Origin of the sequence: Micromonospora sp. NPDC005171 (assembly GCF_040608575.1) — a bacterium.
Taxonomy (GTDB): domain Bacteria; phylum Actinomycetota; class Actinomycetes; order Mycobacteriales; family Micromonosporaceae; genus Micromonospora.
This window is the reverse complement of the sequence record NZ_JBEXIM010000002.1, coordinates 338,700-356,021: the sequence shown is the minus strand read 5'-3', so window position 1 is coordinate 356,021 and position 17,322 is coordinate 338,700. Positions and strand designations below refer to the sequence as shown.

Annotated in this window: 13 protein-coding genes; 8 read left to right on the top strand and 5 right to left on the bottom strand. The window is 71.3% G+C overall.

Annotated elements, in window-relative coordinates:
- The first annotated feature begins 17 nt into the window (after nucleotides 1-17).
- From mtrA to raiA, 5 genes are all read left to right on the top strand, one after another.
- Nucleotides 18-707, top strand: a complete 690-nt coding sequence (mtrA, locus tag ABZU74_RS05620; RefSeq protein ID WP_030331519.1) for an MtrAB system response regulator MtrA — start codon at nucleotides 18-20, stop codon at nucleotides 705-707.
- A gap of 12 nt (nucleotides 708-719) precedes the next feature.
- Nucleotides 720-2,474 carry an MtrAB system histidine kinase MtrB gene (gene mtrB, locus ABZU74_RS05615; protein ID WP_355418845.1) on the top strand — a complete coding sequence of 585 codons (1,755 nt, stop codon included), beginning with the start codon at nucleotides 720-722 and terminating at the stop codon, nucleotides 2,472-2,474.
- Between the two features lie 32 nt (nucleotides 2,475-2,506).
- Nucleotides 2,507-4,285 (top strand): LpqB family beta-propeller domain-containing protein, encoded by a 1,779-nt coding sequence (locus ABZU74_RS05610; protein WP_355419141.1) that lies wholly within the window; start codon nucleotides 2,507-2,509, stop codon nucleotides 4,283-4,285.
- A gap of 4 nt (nucleotides 4,286-4,289) precedes the next feature.
- Nucleotides 4,290-4,997, top strand: a complete 708-nt coding sequence (locus ABZU74_RS05605) for a ComF family protein (protein ID WP_355418843.1) — start codon at nucleotides 4,290-4,292, stop codon at nucleotides 4,995-4,997.
- A gap of 245 nt (nucleotides 4,998-5,242) precedes the next feature.
- Nucleotides 5,243-5,878, top strand: coding sequence for a ribosome-associated translation inhibitor RaiA (gene raiA, locus ABZU74_RS05600; protein ID WP_355418841.1), 636 nt, complete (start codon nucleotides 5,243-5,245; stop codon nucleotides 5,876-5,878).
- A 55-nt stretch (nucleotides 5,879-5,933) separates the two neighbouring features.
- Here the strand turns inward: raiA and ABZU74_RS05595 are convergent, their stop codons facing one another.
- Together ABZU74_RS05595 and ABZU74_RS05590 are read right to left on the bottom strand one after the other, a co-directional pair.
- On the bottom strand, nucleotides 5,934-7,046 hold the full coding sequence (locus ABZU74_RS05595; RefSeq protein ID WP_355418839.1) for a GNAT family N-acetyltransferase: 1,113 nt from the start codon (nucleotides 7,044-7,046) through the stop codon (nucleotides 5,934-5,936).
- Nucleotides 7,043-8,194 carry a GNAT family N-acetyltransferase gene (locus ABZU74_RS05590; protein ID WP_355418837.1) on the bottom strand — a complete coding sequence of 384 codons (1,152 nt, stop codon included), beginning with the start codon at nucleotides 8,192-8,194 and terminating at the stop codon, nucleotides 7,043-7,045. Before ABZU74_RS05590 ends, ABZU74_RS05595 begins: the two co-directional genes overlap by 4 nt.
- A 168-nt stretch (nucleotides 8,195-8,362) precedes the next feature.
- On the opposite strand from ABZU74_RS05590, the gene secA reads away from it, so the two are divergent.
- Nucleotides 8,363-11,290, top strand: a complete 2,928-nt coding sequence (secA, locus tag ABZU74_RS05585; RefSeq protein ID WP_355418835.1) for a preprotein translocase subunit SecA — start codon at nucleotides 8,363-8,365, stop codon at nucleotides 11,288-11,290.
- A gap of 552 nt (nucleotides 11,291-11,842) precedes the next feature.
- Here secA and ABZU74_RS05580 read toward each other — a convergent pair.
- Nucleotides 11,843-12,439 (bottom strand): Rv3235 family protein, encoded by a 597-nt coding sequence (locus ABZU74_RS05580; protein WP_355418833.1) that lies wholly within the window; start codon nucleotides 12,437-12,439, stop codon nucleotides 11,843-11,845.
- 553 nt (nucleotides 12,440-12,992) lie between these two features.
- Nucleotides 12,993-13,220, bottom strand: a complete 228-nt coding sequence (locus tag ABZU74_RS05575) for a helix-turn-helix domain-containing protein (RefSeq protein ID WP_355418831.1) — start codon at nucleotides 13,218-13,220, stop codon at nucleotides 12,993-12,995.
- Between the two features lie 215 nt (nucleotides 13,221-13,435).
- Between ABZU74_RS05575 and ABZU74_RS05570 the strand changes: the two genes are divergently transcribed.
- Nucleotides 13,436-13,945 carry a hypothetical protein gene (locus tag ABZU74_RS05570; RefSeq protein ID WP_355418829.1) on the top strand — a complete coding sequence of 170 codons (510 nt, stop codon included), beginning with the start codon at nucleotides 13,436-13,438 and terminating at the stop codon, nucleotides 13,943-13,945.
- Between the two features lie 203 nt (nucleotides 13,946-14,148).
- Here ABZU74_RS05570 and ABZU74_RS05565 read toward each other — a convergent pair whose 3' ends face one another.
- Complete coding sequence (locus tag ABZU74_RS05565; protein WP_355418827.1) at nucleotides 14,149-15,297, bottom strand: hypothetical protein; 1,149 nt, start codon at nucleotides 15,295-15,297, stop codon at nucleotides 14,149-14,151.
- 362 nt (nucleotides 15,298-15,659) lie between these two features.
- On the opposite strand from ABZU74_RS05565, the gene pruA reads away from it, so the two are divergent.
- On the top strand, nucleotides 15,660-17,288 hold the full coding sequence (pruA, locus tag ABZU74_RS05560) for an L-glutamate gamma-semialdehyde dehydrogenase (protein ID WP_355418825.1): 1,629 nt from the start codon (nucleotides 15,660-15,662) through the stop codon (nucleotides 17,286-17,288).
- The last annotated feature ends 34 nt before the right edge of the window (nucleotides 17,289-17,322 follow it).

The window sequence follows — 17,322 nt, the reverse complement described above, 5'->3', positions numbered from 1 at the left end:
GATGCAATATTAATCCCATGAGAGCCCGCGTACTGGTGGTCGACGACGACCCCGCGCTCGCCGAGATGCTCGGCATCGTGCTGCGTAGTGAGGGTTTCCTGCCCTCGTTCGTAGCCGACGGCGAGCGGGCGTTGGCCGCATTTCGCGACAGCCGTCCCGATATCGTGCTGCTTGACCTGATGCTGCCTGGCATGAGCGGTATCGACGTCGCCCGGTCGATCCGGGCGGAATCCGGCGTGCCCATCGTCATGCTGACCGCCAAGAGCGACACCGTGGACGTCGTGCTCGGCCTGGAGTCCGGCGCCGACGACTACGTGGTCAAGCCGTTCAAGCCCAAGGAGCTGGTGGCCCGGATGCGGGCCCGACTGCGCCGAGGCGAGGACGTCGCCCCCGAGATGCTCACCATCGGGCCGCCGGACAACCAGATCACCATCGACGTGCCGGCGCACACCGTGAGCCGCAACGACGAGGAGGTGAAGTTGACTCCGCTGGAATTCGACCTGCTGGTCGCGCTCGCCCGCAAGCCGCGTCAGGTCTTCACCCGTGAGGTGCTGCTCGAGCAGGTCTGGGGTTACCGGCACGCGGCCGACACCCGCCTGGTGAACGTGCACGTCCAGCGGTTGCGGGCCAAGATCGAGCCAGATCCGGAGCGACCGGAAATCATCCTCACCGTGCGGGGCGTGGGCTACAAGGCGGGGACCGGATAGCCTGGTCGCACTGTGTCGACCTCGCCACCCCCACCCTCCCCGAACACGGCCCGCCGGCCCAGCGCCGGCGGGGAGTTCTGGCGCGCGTTGAGCGGTCGGGCCGCCCGGGTGGTGGGTCGGGCCCACCAGACCTGGCGCCGCTCGCTCCAGGTGCGGGTCGTGACCATCACGCTTGTCGCGTCCAGCCTGCTGGTCGGCGGGTTCGCGTTCCTGATCGCCGACAAGATCACCACCATCCTGCTCGACAGCGCTCGCAGCGACGTCCGGCAGCGGGTGACCAGCGGTGCCAGTTACGCGGCCAAGCAGGTCTCCTTCTACGGGCAGCCGCAGGAGGCGCAGCTCCAGGAGACCATCGACGGCACGGTCAACTACCTGGCCGGCGGCGACCCCCAGCAGACCAGCGGGGTGGTGGTGGCGATCACCGCCGACGACTACCCCAAGGACATCCAGACCCGCACCTCCCCGTCGGCGAACGTCCAGCCGCTGATCAGCCCCGAGCTGCGGGCCGCGATCGCCGACGGCAAGGTGGCCAGCCAGATCCGCACCGGTCGACTCACCGGCGAGACCACCAAATACCTCGTCTACGGCTCGCCGGTGCCCACCCGCTTCGGCCAGATCGAGCTCTACTACCTGGTGCCGCTGGGCCGGCAGGACGTCACCGCGGCCGACGCCCGAGCGACAGTGGTGGCCACCGGGGTCGCGCTGGTGATCCTGCTCGGGTTGCTCGCGGCGCTTGTCACCCGGCTGGTGGTCAACCCGGTCCGGGTCGCCGCACGGACCGCCCAGCGGCTCTCCGCGGGCCTGCTCGACCAGCGGATGGTGGTCAACGGTGAGGACGACCTGGCCCTGCTCGCCGCGTCGTTCAACCAGATGGCCACCAACCTGCAACGGCAGATCCTGCGCCTGGAAGAGATGTCCCGGTTGCAGCGCCGTTTCACCTCGGACGTCTCCCACGAGCTGCGTACGCCGCTGACCACGGTTCGGATGGCCGCTGACCTGATCTTCGCCGAGCGCGACGAGTTCGACCCGGCGGTCGCCCGCAGCGCCGAGCTGCTCCAGGCCGAGCTGGATCGATTCGAGGAACTGCTCACCGACCTGCTGGAGATCAGTCGGTTCGACGCCGGCTTCGCCATGCTGGATTCCGAGCCGACCGACCTGGTGCCGGTGGTGCACCGGGTCGTGGACCGGCTGGCTGGCCTGGCCGAGCGGGTGGGCGTACCGATCGAACTCGACCTGCCCGGCACGCCGGTGATCGCCGAGGTCGACCCGCGCCGGGTCGAGCGGGTGTTGCGCAACCTGGTCGGCAACGCGGTGGAGCACGGTGAGGCCCGCCCGGTGCTGATCACGCTCGGCATCGACGACACCGCAGTGGCGATCACCGTCCGCGACCACGGGGTGGGGCTGAAGGTGGGCGAGGAGAAGTTGGTGTTCAACCGGTTCTGGCGGGCGGACCCGTCCCGGGCTCGGCAGACCGGGGGCACGGGGCTGGGCCTGTCGATCAGCCTCGAGGACGCTCGGCTGCACGGCGGCTGGCTGGAGGCGTGGGGTGCTCCCGGGCAGGGCGCGCAGTTCCGGCTCACCCTGCCGGCCCGGGCGGGCGACCGGCTGACCACCTCGCCGCTGCGGCTGGTGCCGGCGGACGCCGCACTGCCGTTCGGCGGCCCCCGCGACGGTGGCCCACTGGCCATCGGGCCCGGCGCCGGCGGCGCACTGGCGATCGGCCCGGCTCCGGCCGGGGACGGGCAGCGGACGGAGGTGCGCTCGTGAGACGACCGACTCTGCTCGGGGCCCTCGGCGTGATGGTGCTGCTGGGTGCCGGCTGCGGCATCCCGGCGGCGTCCGACGTGCGGGTGGACGGCAAGGGTGGTGCCGCGACCGAGGCCGGTGTGATCAGCCGGGGCAGCGAGCCACCGACGCGGACGGCCAGCGGCAGTGTGAACGAGGCGTTCGTCCGCAACTTCCTGTCCGCCGCCGCCGGTGAGCCGGATCGGGCGTACGAGCGGGTCAAGGCGTTCGTCGCCCCGGAGGACAAGATCCGCCTGCAGGACAAGAAGGGCAGCGAGGTCGCGCTGAACGTGGTCCGGCTGCGCGAGGCGGTCTACACGCTCAACAGCGACTCGACCACCACCGTGAAGATCGCCGTACAGCAGATCGGTGTGCTACGGGCCAACGGCACGCTGGCTCCGCCGGTGGCGACCGAGACGGAGTACGAGTTCGGCCTGCGCAGCGCGTCGTTCAACGGCGGGGTCAATGACGATCGGGCCGGCCTGTACGTCATCAATCCGCCCAATGTGCTGCTGCTCAGTGACACCGCCCTGCGTCAGTATTACCAGGACGAAACGATTTACTTCTGGAGTTCGGACCGCACCCGCCTGGTGCCCGACCAGCGCTACCGGCCGCAGGCGGTGCCTGTCGAGCGGCAGGTCAACGAGGTGGTGAAATGGCTGGTCGGTGGCCCCTCCGACTGGCTGCGCCCGGGGGTCGTCGGGCTGCCGGACCGCACCGAGCTGATCAACAACGCCACCGGCGGCAACGGTCGGTGGGAGGTCAACCTGGACATGTCCGGTGACGACCAGAACGGGATCGAGCAGTTGATCACGCAGATCGCCTGGTCGTTGGGGGACCTGCCCGGTGAGCTGGAGCTGAAGATCCGCAACAACGCGCAACCGGTGGTGGACCTGAACGAGCGACGAGCCTCCCAGGCCCTCTACCCGCAGGCCGCCAGCCCACAGCGGTTCGGCGTGTACGACGGCGCGATCCACCCACTGGACTTCGAAGGCGAGCTCAGCGGCAGGGTGCCACTGGCGCCCGAGGTCAACCGCAACGTCGTCTCGGCCAGCCTCGGGCTGGCCAAGGACGGGCGGATCCTCGCCGCGATGGCTGTCACCGGCAGCAGCAAGAGCCGGTACCGACTCGCCGTGGGCACGGGCGTCGACCCGGTCTCCGTGCTCAGCCGCAGCGGCACCGAGTACTCCTCGATCAGCCGGCCGGTCTGGCTGCGTACCGTCGACTCCCGCCCGGGCCGCGGCCTGGTGGTGGCCGACGGGCACCTCTACCGGTTCGACGAGACGGCCCGGATGTATCCGGTGCCGCTCAACCTGCCCTCCGCCGAGGTCACCGCGGTGGCCGCCGCGTTGGACGGCCAGCGGGTCGCCTTGATCGCCGGCGGCCGGCTCTACGTCGCCGCGGTCAACCTCGACGGCGGCGGGGTCTCCATCGGCCCGCCCCGAGAGTTGGTCACCTCGCTGACCAACCCCACCGCTGTCGACTGGGGCAGGGAGGACCAGCTGGTCGTCGCGGGGTCGGCCGGCCAGCCGGCGATCTACGAGATCAGCGTCGACGGCGCGCTGGAGACGCCGCTGCGGACCGACCTCGGCGCCAAGGTCAACCACCTGACCGCGTACCCGAGCAACCGCAGCATGCGGGTGCCCAGCGGGGCCTACATGTACGAGGCGAACGGGGTGGCCTACCGCAGCAGCCCGTTCGAACGGATCGAGCCCGGCCGGGTACGCGACATCGCCCCGGTGCCGACCGGGGTGCGGCCGAGCAACCCCTCCGCGCCGTTCTTCCTCTACTGACACGGTGAGCGGGCTCTGGGCGGACCTCGCCGATCTGGTGCTGCCCGCCGACTGCGCCGGTTGTCGGGAGCGCCGACCCGGTCTGCGGCAGGGGGTCTGCCCAGCCTGTGTCGCGGCGCTGGGCGAATTGCGGCCACGGGCGGTCCGCCCCACCCCCGCTCCGCCGGGTCTGCCGCCCTGCGTCGCCCTCGGCCCGTACGCGGGCCCGCTGCGTGAGGCGCTGCTGGCGTACAAGGAACACGGTCGGCACGGGCTGGCCCGGCCGCTCGGCGCCCTGCTCGCCGAAGTCGTCGCTGCGGCGGTCGGCGAGGCTCGTCCGCTGGCGTTGGTTCCGGTCCCGGACACCGCGGCGGCGGCCCGCTCCCGTTACGGGGACCACCTCGACCGGCTGGCCCGGCACTGCGCGGCCCGACTCAACCGGGTCGGTTGGGCGGTGCGGGTGCGCCGTCCGCTGCGGGCGCTACCCCGACCGGACTCGGTCAGCCTGGACAGCGCAGGACGGGCGGCGGCGGCCGAGGCGGCCTTCCGGCCCCGCCCGACGGGGGCGGTCCGGGGTGGTGCCGCTGGTGCGGCGCCGGTCGTGGTGCTGCTCGACGACATCGTCACCACCGGCGTGACTCTCGCCGCCGCGAACAGGGTGCTGACCGCGACGGGGTGGGCACCGAGCGTCGCCGCGGTGCTCGCGGCGACCGAGAAAAGACACCAGTCGTAACCGATCGTGTTTCCGTTTCACCCGTTGGTGTATGAGGTGCGAAAAATTCTGGGCCGTCTCGGCAACATGGGGTGACTGCCGGGCAAACAGGAGTTAGCGTTTCGCTGTCGGGGGTAGGAGGTCGTTCCAACCGCCCCTGGCGGTGAGAGGAGGCGTAGCCGTACCAACCGGTCGACGCCAGCGGGTCCCCCCACGGCGCGCGGCCGGGTAACCGGATCGAAGACCGTCCGAACAAGGGAGGTCACGTGGACATCGTGGTCAAGGGCCGAAACGTCGAAGTGCCGGACCATTACCGGGTACACGTAGCCGAGAAACTCGCGAAGATCGAACGCTACGACCACAAACTTATTCGCGTCGATGTCGAGCTGTTTCACGAGCGCAATCCGCGCCAGGCCGACCACTGCCAGCGGGTGGAGATCACCTGCGTTTCCCGGGGCCCGGTGATTCGGGCCGAGGCCTGCACGAACGACTTCTACAGCGCGCTCGACGCGGCCATCGCGAAGCTCGACACCCGGCTGCGCCGCGCGGCCGACCGTCGCCGCGTACACCGGGGTCGGCACGCACCGATCTCCGTCGCCGAGGCCACCGCGGGCCTACCCGTCGCGGACCTGGTGCCCTCCGCGCTGAGCGCGCCGAGCGACGGCGCCCGCGCCGGCACCGCAGTCGCCGAGCGGGTCGAAGAGGAGCACGACGACCAACCGTGGCACATCGCCCGGGAGAAGGTGCACCCAGCGGAGCCGATGACCATCGACGACGCGCTGTTCGAGATGGAACTGGTCGGCCACGACTTCTACCTTTTCCAGGACAAGGAGTCCGGCCGCCCCAGCGTCGTCTACCGGCGCCACGCCTACGACTACGGCATCATCTCCCTCGACACCTGACCGGCAGTTCGTTGGGGTTGCGGTGGGCACTCCCACCGCAACCCCACGACACCTGTCAGCGGAGGTCGCCGGGGAGCAGCGCGAAGGTCAGGTCGTCCAGACGGGCGCCGGCCAGCCCGGGCAACCGGCCGCGCTGAAGGGCCTCGCGCCGAAAACCGACCCGCTCCAGCACCCGGTGCGACGCGGTGTTGTCCGGCACCGTGCCGGCCGAGAGCCGGGCAATACCGGCCGCGCCGAACGCCCAGTCCGCAAGCAGGCGGACTGCCCGCGTCGCGTACCCCCGGCCGCGCCACTCGGGCAGCAACGCATAGCCCATCGACGCCTCGCCAGCGGCCACATCCGTGTACGACAAGCCGCAACTGCCCACAGGCTCCCCGCTGGCCACGTCCGTGATGAGCAGCCGGGCGATCTCGCCGGTCAACCATCCGCTCTGCGCGAGACGACAACGACGCTGGATCGCCTCGCGTGTCGGCGGCACCGGCGGCGCCTGGTTCGCGACCACCTCGGGTCGGCTGTGCAGCCGGTACATCAGCGCCGCGTCGGCCGGCGCGAGCGGGCGCAGCGCCACCACCTGGTCGGTGAGCACCCCGCCGGGCAGGTCGGGCAGGAGCCGGGCGGTCGGGCCGGTCGGATCACCGGCGACGCGTACCCAGGCCAGCAGGTCGTGCCGGCCCGCGTCGCGGGACGCACCTGCCGACCGGCGCAGACCCTCGTAGCGGAACCCGGCGGCCAACGCGACCCGCTGGCTCGGGCCGTTCCCCGCTTCGGTGAGCAACTCCAGTCGGGCCGTCCCGGCGGCGAACGCGTGCTCGCTCAGCGCGCGCGTCGCCGCAGTGGCCAGCCCACGCCCGCGCGCCGCCGGCCGCAGCCAGTAGCCGATCTCCAACTGGCCCCGGGCGGGCACCGGGTTGTTCAACCCCACCGCGCCGAGCAGCCGATCGGTCGCGGGGTCCGCGACGGCGTACGCCGCGCCGCCCCCGGTCCAGGCCGCCGGGGCGCCGACGTCGATCCACCAACGGGCATCGGCCTCGGTGTACGGCATCGGCAGGTTCGACACGAACCGTTGAGTCAGCGGGTCCGCGCAGCCGTCCACCACATCGGCGCTGTCCTCGGCGCGGAACGGGCGCAGCCGTACCCCGTGCGCCTCGACCACCGGCGGCGGGATCATCCGAGATCCTTGGCGAGCAGCGCCCCGACCCACACATCCACCCGTTCGCCCCGGTGCTGCACACCGCCCCGGGCCGTCCCCTCGACCAGGAAGCCTGCCTTCTCCGCGGCCCGGCGGGAGGCGGTGTTGCCCACGTTCGCCCTCCACTCGATCCGAGCCACGCCCAACGTGCTGAAGCCCCAGGCACTGATCGCGACAAGCGCGGCCGGCAGATAGCCCCGACCCCGGGCCGCCGGTGCGGTCATGAAACCGACGTCGGCCAAGAGTGGGTCGGTGGGGGAGAGCCGCAGGTCGAGCGAACCCACGTACCGGTCGTCGAGGTCGGCGATCACGAAGCAGGCGGCGTCCCCCCGAGCCCAGGCGTCCCGGCTGTAAGCCTGGTAGCCCTGGGCGTCGGCGCGCTCGTACGGGTCCGGCACCGTCGTCCAGCGGATGCTCTCCGGGTCCCGGCAGGTCTGCACCACGGCGTCCAGATCCTTCTCCTCCATGGGCCGCAGACGCAGCTCGCCGGCCCGGGTGGTGGCGAACAGAACGGGCTGTGGGCGGCCGAAGACGGCGGCCCGCCGGGCGGCGAGGGTGCCCCGGCCGGCCGGCCCGGCCGACCCGGCGGCGGGCACCTCGCCCGGCAGCAGCGAGCCGATCCAGCCGTCCGCGCCGCCGTGCGTGGCCGGGTCGGCCAGCCGCAGCCGGCCGTCGATCCGGAAGCCGGCCCGGAGGGCCACCAGCCGCGAGGCGTGGTTGCCCACCTCTGACTGCCAGATGAGTCGACGAAGCCCGAGGGTGTCGAAGGACCAGCGGGCCACCGCCCGGGTGGCCCGGACCGTCAGGCCTCGACCACGCGCCCAGGGCGCCGTCCAGTAGCCGACCTCACCGGTGCCGTCGTTGTCGACGGAGACGAGTCCGTTGGAACCCAGCAGCTCCCCGGTGCTCGGGTCGCACACCGCGAACGGTGCCCCGGTCCCCTCGGCCCAGGCCTTCCGGCTCATCTCGGTGACAAATCCGTGAGCGTGTTCCGGTAGGTACGGGCGCGGTACGGTGGTCCAGCGCTGAATGTCCGGGTCCTGGCAGGCTCGGTGTACGGCCTCGGCATCCGCCTCTCGCCAGCGCCGCAGCAGCACGCCGTCCTCGATGATCTCCACGGGCTCCACTCGTGCATCCTGCCGCAGCGTTCGCCGACGGCGTAACCGGATAACGTTTGGTGCGGGCGAGGGACGCGAGTTATGTCGGGTTCTGCGGGGTCGAGCACCGCCACCAGTGACCATCGCGCCGATGGAGCGCCTACGATGGTTCGAGACTGTCTAGGGGAGCGTTGATCCGTGTCGATTCTGGAAAAGGTCCTTAACGCGGGCGAGGGCCGCATGGTGCGCCGGCTCAAGGCCATCGCCGCCGCCGTCAGCTCGATCGAGGACGACTACGTCAACCTCACCGACGAGGAACTGGCCGGCATGACCGAACAGTTCCGGGAGCGGCTCGACGAGGGTGAGACCCTCGATGACCTGCTGCCGGAGGCGTTCGCGGTGGCCCGCGAGGCGGCCGCCAGGGTGCTCGGCCAGCGCCCGTACGACGTCCAGGTGATGGGCGGCGCGGCGCTGCACTTCGGCAACATCGCCGAGATGAAGACCGGTGAGGGTAAGACGCTGACCTCGGTCATGGCCGTCTACCTCAACGCGCTCTCCGGCAAGGGCGTCCACGTGATCACCGTCAACGACTATCTCGCCCAGCGTGACGCGGCGTGGATGGGCCGGGTGCACGAGTTCCTCGGGCTGACCGTCGGCGTGGTGCTGCCCAACCGGCCGGCCGCCGAGCACAAGGCCGCCTACGAGTGCGACATCACCTACGGCACCAACAACGAGTTCGGCTTCGACTACCTGCGCGACAACATGGCCTGGTCGAAGGACGAGCTGGTGCAGCGCGGGCACAACTTCGCGGTGGTCGACGAGGTCGACTCCATCCTGATCGACGAGGCCCGCACCCCGCTGATCATCTCCGGCCCGGCCGAGCACTCCGCCCGCTGGTACGGCGAGTTCGCCGGTGTGGTGGCACGGCTCCAGCCCGGCACCGACGGCGAGGGCGACTACGAGGTCGACCACTCCAAGCGCACCATCGCGGTGACCGAGCGGGGCGTCGCCAAGGTCGAGGACCGGCTCGGCATCGACAACCTGTACGAGTCGGTGAACACCCCGCTGGTCGGCTACCTCAACAACGCCATCAAGGCCAAGGAGCTCTACAAGCGCGACAAGGACTACATCGTCAGCGACGGTGAGGTCCTGATCGTCGACGAGTTCACCGGCCGCATCCTGCACGGCCGTCGCTACAACGAGGGAATGCACCAGGCAATCGAGGCCAAGGAGGGGGTGGAGATCAAGCAGGAGAACCAGACCCTGGCCACCATCACCCTCCAGAACTACTTCCGCCTCTACGAGAAGCTGTCCGGGATGACCGGTACGGCGCAGACCGAGGCGAGCGAGTTCAACAAGGTCTACAAGGTCGGCGTCGTGACCATTCCGACCCACCGCCCGATGGTTCGCGAGGACCGGCCGGACGTCATCTACAAGACGGAGAAGGCCAAGTTCAACGCCGTCATCGAGGACATCGCCGAGCGGCACCAGATGGGCCAGCCGGTGCTGGTGGGCACCGTCTCGGTGGAAAACTCCGAGATCCTCTCCCAACTGCTGCGCCGCCGCGGCATCCCGCACAACGTGCTGAACGCCAAGTTCCACGCGCGGGAGGCCGAGATCGTCGCCCAGGCAGGGCGTAAGGGCGCGGTCACCGTGGCGACCAACATGGCCGGCCGCGGCACCGACATCCTGCTCGGCGGCAACGCCGAGTTCCTCGCCGCGAACGAGCTGCGCCAGCGCGGCCTCGACCCGGTGGAAAACGAGGAAGAGTACGCCAAGGCGATGGAGGAGGTCCTTCCCACCTGGAAGCAGGCCTGCGACGCCGAGGCGGACGAGGTCTCCGCCGCCGGTGGCCTCTACGTGCTGGGCACCGAGCGGCACGAGTCCCGGCGGATCGACAACCAGCTGCGCGGTCGTGCCGGCCGGCAGGGTGACCCGGGCGAGTCCCGTTTCTACCTGTCCCTGCAGGACGAGCTGATGCGGCGCTTCCGGGCCGGGGCGGTCGAGGCGGTGATGGAGCGCTTCAACATCCCGGAGGACGTGCCCATCGAGTCGAAGATGGTCACCCGGCAGATCAAGAGCGCCCAGGCCCAGATCGAGGGCCAGAACGCCGAGATCCGCAAGAACGTGCTCAAGTACGACGAGGTGCTCAACAAGCAGCGCCAGGTCGTCTACGCCGAGCGGCTCCGGGTGCTCAACGGTGAGGACCTCTCCGACCAGGTCCGCAACATGATCGACGACACCGTCGAGGCGTACGTGCGGGGTGCCACCTCCGACGGGTACGGCGAAGACTGGGACCTCGAGCAGCTCTGGTCCAGCCTCAAGCAGCTCTACCCGGTCGGTGTGACGATCGAGGAGTTGGAAGAGGAGGCCGGCGGCTCGCGGGCCGGCATGGACGCCGACTTCCTGGTGGCCCGCCTCAAGGAGGACGCCAACGCCGCGTACGACCGGCGTGAGGAGCAGCTCGGCACCGAGGGGGTGCGCCAACTCGAGCGGATGGTGCTGCTCCAGGTCATCGACCGCAAGTGGCGCGAGCACCTCTACGAGATGGACTACCTCCAGGAGGGCATCAACCTCCGGGCGTACGCCCAGCGCGACCCGGTGGTGGAATACCAGCGCGAGGGCTTCGACATGTTCGCCACCATGATGGACGGCATCAAGGAGGAGACCGTCGGTTTCCTCTACAACATCGACGTCCAGGTGACCGAGCCGGAGCCGGAGGCGGGAGCCGACGAGGTCACGCTGCTCGACAAGCCGGTGGAGATCCGGGCCAAGGGCCTCAACCAGGCACCGCGTCGGCAGGGGCTGCAATACTCCGCGCCAACCATCGACGGTGAGGCCAGCCCCGGTGCGGTCGCCGTGGAGCAGGCCGAGCAGCAGGCTCCGGCGCTCGGTGTGGGTCGACCGGCTCCGGGTGCCCCGGCGGCACCGGGGCAGAGCGCACCGTCCGCACCGCAGCGGCCGGCATCGGGGCTGCGGGGGCCGGCTGTTCCGTCGGCCGCCGCCCGTCGGCCGGCACCGAACCAGGCGGAGGCGAGCAACGGCCCGTCCCGCAACGCGCCCTGCCCGTGTGGCTCGGGTCGCAAGTACAAGCGCTGCCACGGCGCCCCCAACGGCGGCAACTGACAAACAGCGCCCGCACTGACAGCGTCTGAATCGACGGGTCCCGGCCGAGCAGGCCGGGGCCCGTCGGTGTCTTCCAGCCCCGTCTCCCCGACAAACCGCCCATCTCGGCTCCTCTTCCCGGAATACGCAAAGGCCGGCACCCACGATCAACTCGCCTTTCCGGAAAGCGGGGCATCACCGGCAGCCCGATGGCGCGCTTTCCTGAAACCGGAGTGGATCAACCAGTCTCGCCGCTCGGGCTCGGTCCGGTCCGCTCCGGCCCGGGTCCGGTCTGGCTCGGTCTGGCTCGGCTCGGTCTGACTCGGTCCCGGCTCGGCTCGGTCTGGCTCGGTCTGGCTTGGTCCCGTCTGACTCGGTCCCGGCTCGGCTCGGCTCGGTCCGGCTCGGTCCGGCTCGGTCCGGCTCGGCTCGGCTCGGTCCGGCTCGGTCCGGCTCGGCTCGGCTCGGCTCGGCCCGGTCCCGGTCCGGTTCGGCTGGGTCCGGCCAGCCCGGCTTGGGGGTGCTCGGTGGGTCGGGCCGGGCGGCGTTTGAGTGATCGACTGGGCGGTGTGGTCAAAGCACGTGTAGGGCGGTGCAGAGCCAGCGGCCCCGGCGATGCTCGAGGCGCAGGGCCATCGCCCAACTTCGGCCGCCCGCACCGGTGAAAACCGCTGCCGCCTCCACCGCCGCCTCCCGAGGTTCGCAGACTCGCAGGCGTAGCAGCCGGACCAGTGGTCGGCCGGTGCGGCGGCGGAATGTCCCGGCCCGGCTGGATGCGCGGGCGAGTTCGGTCAGCAGGTCGCCCGCTCGCGCCGGGTCGAGCAGCGCACGCACCTGAGCCGGCGAGCGATAACCGTTGACCACCTCCAGGCAGGTGCCGACGAAGCGGTGCGCAGCTCGGGTGGTTTCCGGAGCGGTCGCCGGCGGCAACGACGCGGCGGGGTGGGTGATGGTGGACCGGCCGGGCACCGGGCGCAGGACTGCTCGCCGCTCCGGCGGTCGGACCGGGTTGGGTCGAGTGGAGGCGAACAGATCGAGGGCGAGCTGACCGTCCGTCGGCGACGGCCAGTACGACCCGTCGGTCTCGTCGACGTACGGCGGGTCGAAGGGCGGGACGGGGCGCAGCCGCACGGGTGGTCGGGAAGGACCGGGTAGCGCTCCGCTCATCATGGCCCCCTTGATCTTGCGTTTGCTTACGTTTGCCTCCGACAAGCTCGATTCTGAGCGACGAAGCGGCCTCGGTCAATGGCTTCGGGCGAGCGGCCGCGTGGCAAAGCGCATGATCCACTCGCGTTCCTTGATATCGCGGTGTCCAGTCGGCCCCAATACCCCGACTTCCGTAAAACCGAGTGGATCATGGCCAGGTGGGCCAGGTGGGCCAGTTGACGGGCCAGGCCGGGCGGCGGACGAGGCAAGGCGGGCAGACAAGGCCAGGCGGGGGCAGCGGGTCAGACCGAGCGCGGCAGGCAACCCGCAGCGATCAGGGCCAGGCGGCTCGGCCGGGCGGGCAGAGAGGGTCAGGTGGGCAGGCTAGGCCGCCGCCGGGCCAGACCGTGCTGGCCAGGACATGCGGGCCAGGACATGCGGGCCAGGGCAGGCGGGCCCAGGCCGAGCGCGTCAGACCGGGCGGGTCAGACCGGGCGGGTCGGGCCGGGCGGGTCACCGGGCGGGCCAGGCCGGGCGGGCAGGCCGGGTGGACCGGGCCAAGTAAGGCGCTGCTCTGCTACTCGGGGTCGCGGTCCACCAGTGGGTTGCCCTGCACCCACTCTGCGGTTTCGTCGTATTTGCGCGTTATGTATTCCTCCAGGCGAGCGCGTTCGACGCGCCACTGACCGCGCCCGCCGATCTTGATCGCCGGCAGTTCACCGCTGCGCACCATGTGGTAGACCTGCGAGTCCGACACGTTGAGCTCAGCGGCCACGTCGGAGAGCAGCAGGAACCTCGGCTCCACAGGAACTCCCGGGGTTGATGTCGTTTGGCTCAGTTTGCCACCGACAGCCCCGACGGCCCAGCATCCAAACCCGGTTGGTGTCGGGGCAACCGCGGGGACACACCGGCTGGGAACTTCCTCCGGCCGGAGGCGGGGTGTATGACGGTCACGGCGTGCGGCATGATCTGCGCCCGTGCCGGCGGCCGCCGGTGGAGGACGACGCGGGGAGACGACCGGTGACCGACGAGATTGTCCGGGTGTACGTGCCGGCGACCGTACCGATGCTGGCCCGGCTGCGCGAGGAGGGGCTGGCCGCCGAGCAGGCGCACGCCGTTACCCCGGCGCTGCGCGAGTGGTACGCGGAGGGCGACGAGGAGGAGTTGGAGTACGTCGCGTTCACCCGGGCTGCCCAGGACGCCCTGCACCTGCTCCGGGCCGACCCGAAGGCTCCTCGCCGTCGCGTCGTCGTCTCGGTCGACCTGCCGTCGGCTGCGGTCGGACGCGGTGACGGTGAGCTGGGCTCCAGCGCGGTGACGTTGATCGACACCGTGCCGGTGGGTGCTGTCGCGGCCATCCACGTGGACGGCGCGGACGCGGCCGACGAGGTCGGCGCCGCGGCGGACGTGGTGGCCGAGGCAGCAGCTGGCGATCCGGACGCCCAGTTCACCGTCGACGGCGCCGAGGACCACGAGCTGGAGTGGTACGACGTGACGGAGCTGGACCAGCTCCTACGCGCAAGCGACTGAGCCGGACACCGGCCCGGCCGCGTGACCCGGACCCCCGGCCCGTGTGACCCGGACCCCCGGGCCGCGTGAGCCGGAACCCCGCGCCGCGTGAGCCGGACCCCTGGGCCCGCGTGAGCCGAACGAAAGCCGAGCACCGGCCGCCGCTGAGCGAGCACAACGCCGGCCCCGGGCGGCCTGAGCAGGACACCGGCCCACGCCCGGTGTCAGCGGGCCGGGTCCGCCTTGGCGGGGTTCGCCTTGGCCGGCTCCGCGTCGAACGTCTCAGCTGCGTCGTCGTCGAACGTCTCGGCCGGGTCCGCGTCGAACGCCTTGGAGTAGCCCGGCTTGTCGTCCTCCGGGTCGACCTGGTCGGCGACAGGGCTCGGGCTGTCGGCCGGTTCGTCGTCGTCGCCGTGGGCCGGGCTGAGCGTGCGGCCGAACGCGATGAGCGCGGTCAGCGCCCCCACGAAGAGCACCCAGATGCCGTTGTCCACCCGCGAGGTGCCCAGTGAGGTCTGCGCCACCGCGTCCGCCTCGCTGAGCGCGCTGGCGAGGTCGAGAAGGGACCGGCCGCCGATCCGGATGATCATCTCGGCGAGCAGCAGGAGGAGTCCGGGCCCGGCGCCGGCGAGCAGGTACGCCGGCCAGCGCAGCGCCGGGGCCTCGGGATCGCGGCGGACGGCTCGACGTCGTGCCCAGGTCAGGTAGCCGAAGGCCAGTAGCCCGGCCAGCAGCCCGGCGACGAGCGATTCGGTGCGGGACACCCACTTGGCCGCGTTGATCAACGATGCCTGGCTGTCGCCGGCACCGAAGAGGTCGAACAGCGGGTCCCGGGCGCGGCTGAACGCGACCACGAAGATCAGCGTGCCGAGCGCGGCGGTGACCACCGCACCGATCGCCGGGGCGGTCCGCGCGCCGGCCAGCGCGCCCCCGATGATCGCCGCGGCGGCCGTGGTGCCGGCGATCACGTTGGTGGTTGACGTGTCGAAGTAGGTGAGGTTGATCGCCACCGCGGCGGCGAGCCCGACCAGCATTCCGCCGCCGATGGCCCCGGCGAAGCGCAGGGTGGCCCAGTCGCCGTATCGGCGGGCCAGCAGGTTTCCACCGGCCACCGCGACGGCCGCCCCGGCCACCAGCGCGGCCGAGATCACGCCGGGCAGGGCGAACGCGGAGAGGCTGATCGCGGTGACCCCGGCCGCCGCCGAGGTGATGGCCTCCCGGGTGGACCAGAGCATGGCGGCCAGCCAGCCGAGCGCCAGCAACGCGAGCACCGCGGCGCCGGGCGCGGGCAGCGGCCGACTGCCGGCGCTGGCCGCGTCGACCGCCGGTTCGTCCGACTCAGCGGCCGGGACGCGGCCGGGCTGCTTGGTCATCGTCTCCCCTTCGAGGCGGCAGGTCACCGACCATTCAGGGTACGCGGGCCCGCTGGGCTGCCTGTCGCCCCGGGACGGCGGGACGGATCGACGCTGCCTCTCGCCCCGGGGCGGCGCGACGGATCGAGGCTGCTGTCGCCCCGGGACGGTGGGACGGATCGAGGCCGGTCGGTAAGGGGAGGAGGGGTGGGGCGGTCCTTGACGTAGGGCGGTGGCCGAGGTGGGTCGTGCGGCTCGTCATGGGAGAATCACCTGAGGTCCCGCCGCTGCTCGGCCTCCCGTGCGGCGTCCGGTGTCCGGCCGTCCGGTCGGCGCCTGCGGGTCCGGTTTCGCCACTGCTGTCGAGATCGCCAGGAGCCTTGATGGATGCCGTGTTCTCCGTTCCCGAGCCGCGCAACGAGCCGGTTCGCAACTACGAGCCGGGCAGCCCCGACCGGGACCGGCTCCAGCGGCGGCTGACCGAGCTCGCCGCCGAGCGCATCGACCTGCCGATGACCATCGGCGGTGAGCAGCGGATGGCCGGCGGTGACCCGATCAACGTGGTGCAGCCGCACAAGCACGCCCACGTGCTGGGGGTGACCGGGCACGCCACCCACGATGACGCGCGCGCCGCCGTGAAGGCGGCCAAGGACGCCGCGCCGATGTGGCGGGCGCTGCCCTTCGAGGAGCGCGCCGCGATCTTCCTGCGCGCCGCCGAACTGCTCGCCGGTCCCTGGCGCGACACCCTCAACGCCGCCACCATGCTCGGCCAGTCGAAGACCGCGATCCAGGCGGAGATCGACGCGGCGTGTGAGTTCATCGACTTCCTGCGGTTCAACGTGCACTTCGCGCGTCGCCTGCTGGAGGAGCAGCCGGCGTCCTCGCCTGGCGTGTGGAACCGCTTCGACCACCGCCCGCTGGAGGGCTTCGTCTACGCGGTGACCCCGTTCAACTTCACCGCCATCGCCGGCAACCTGCCGTCGGCGCCGGCCCTGCTCGGCAACACGGTGGTCTGGAAGCCGGGCCCGACCCAGCAGTTCGCGGCGCACTTCACCATGCGGCTGTTCGAGGCCGCCGGCCTGCCGCCCGGCGTGATCAACATGGTCACCGGTCGGGGCGAGGAGGTCTCCGATGTCGTGCTCGCCGACCAGGAGCTGGCCGGCATCCACTTCACCGGTTCGACGAAGGTCTTCCAGCAGTTGTGGCGGACGGTGGGCGACAACATCGCCCGTTACCGGGGCTACCCGCGGCTGGTCGGCGAGACCGGCGGCAAGGACTTCGTCGTCGCGCACAGCAGCGCCGACGTGGACGCTCTGCACACCGCGCTGATCCGCGGCGCGTACGAGTACCAGGGGCAGAAGTGCTCGGCGGCGTCGCGGGCGTACGTGCCGCGCTCGATCTGGGAGGGTGGGCTGCGGGACCGGCTGGCCGCCACCGCCGACTCGCTGACCTACGGCGACGTGGCCGACTTCAGCAACTTCGGTGGCGCCGTGATCGACGACAAGGCGTTCGCCCGGCACACCGCCGCGCTGGAGCTGATCGCCGGCGACGACAGCTGCCGGGTGCTGGCCGGTGGCACCGCCGACGACTCGGTCGGCTACTTCGTGCGACCGACCCTCTTCGAGTGCGGCGACGCCGCCCACGAGACCTTCACCACCGAGTACTTCGGGCCGATCCTGGGCGTGCACGTGTTCGACGACGCCCGTTTCGACGAGGTGGTCGCGCAGGCCGAGTCGATCGCCCCGTACGCGCTGACCGGCTCGGTGTTCGCCACCGACCGCCGGGTCGTCGAGTCGGTCGGTGAGCGGATGCGGTACGCGGCCGGCAACTTCTACATCAACGACAAGCCGACCGGCGCGGTGGTCGGGCAGCAGCCCTTCGGTGGCGCCCGCGCCAGCGGCACCAACGACAAGGCCGGCTCCTGGCTGAACCTGGTCCGCTGGGTCTCCCCGCGGACGATCAAGGAGACCTTCGTTCCGCCGACCGACCACACGTACCCGCACATGGGCTGACCGGCGACTACCCGCCGGCGGCGCGCGTGAGCGC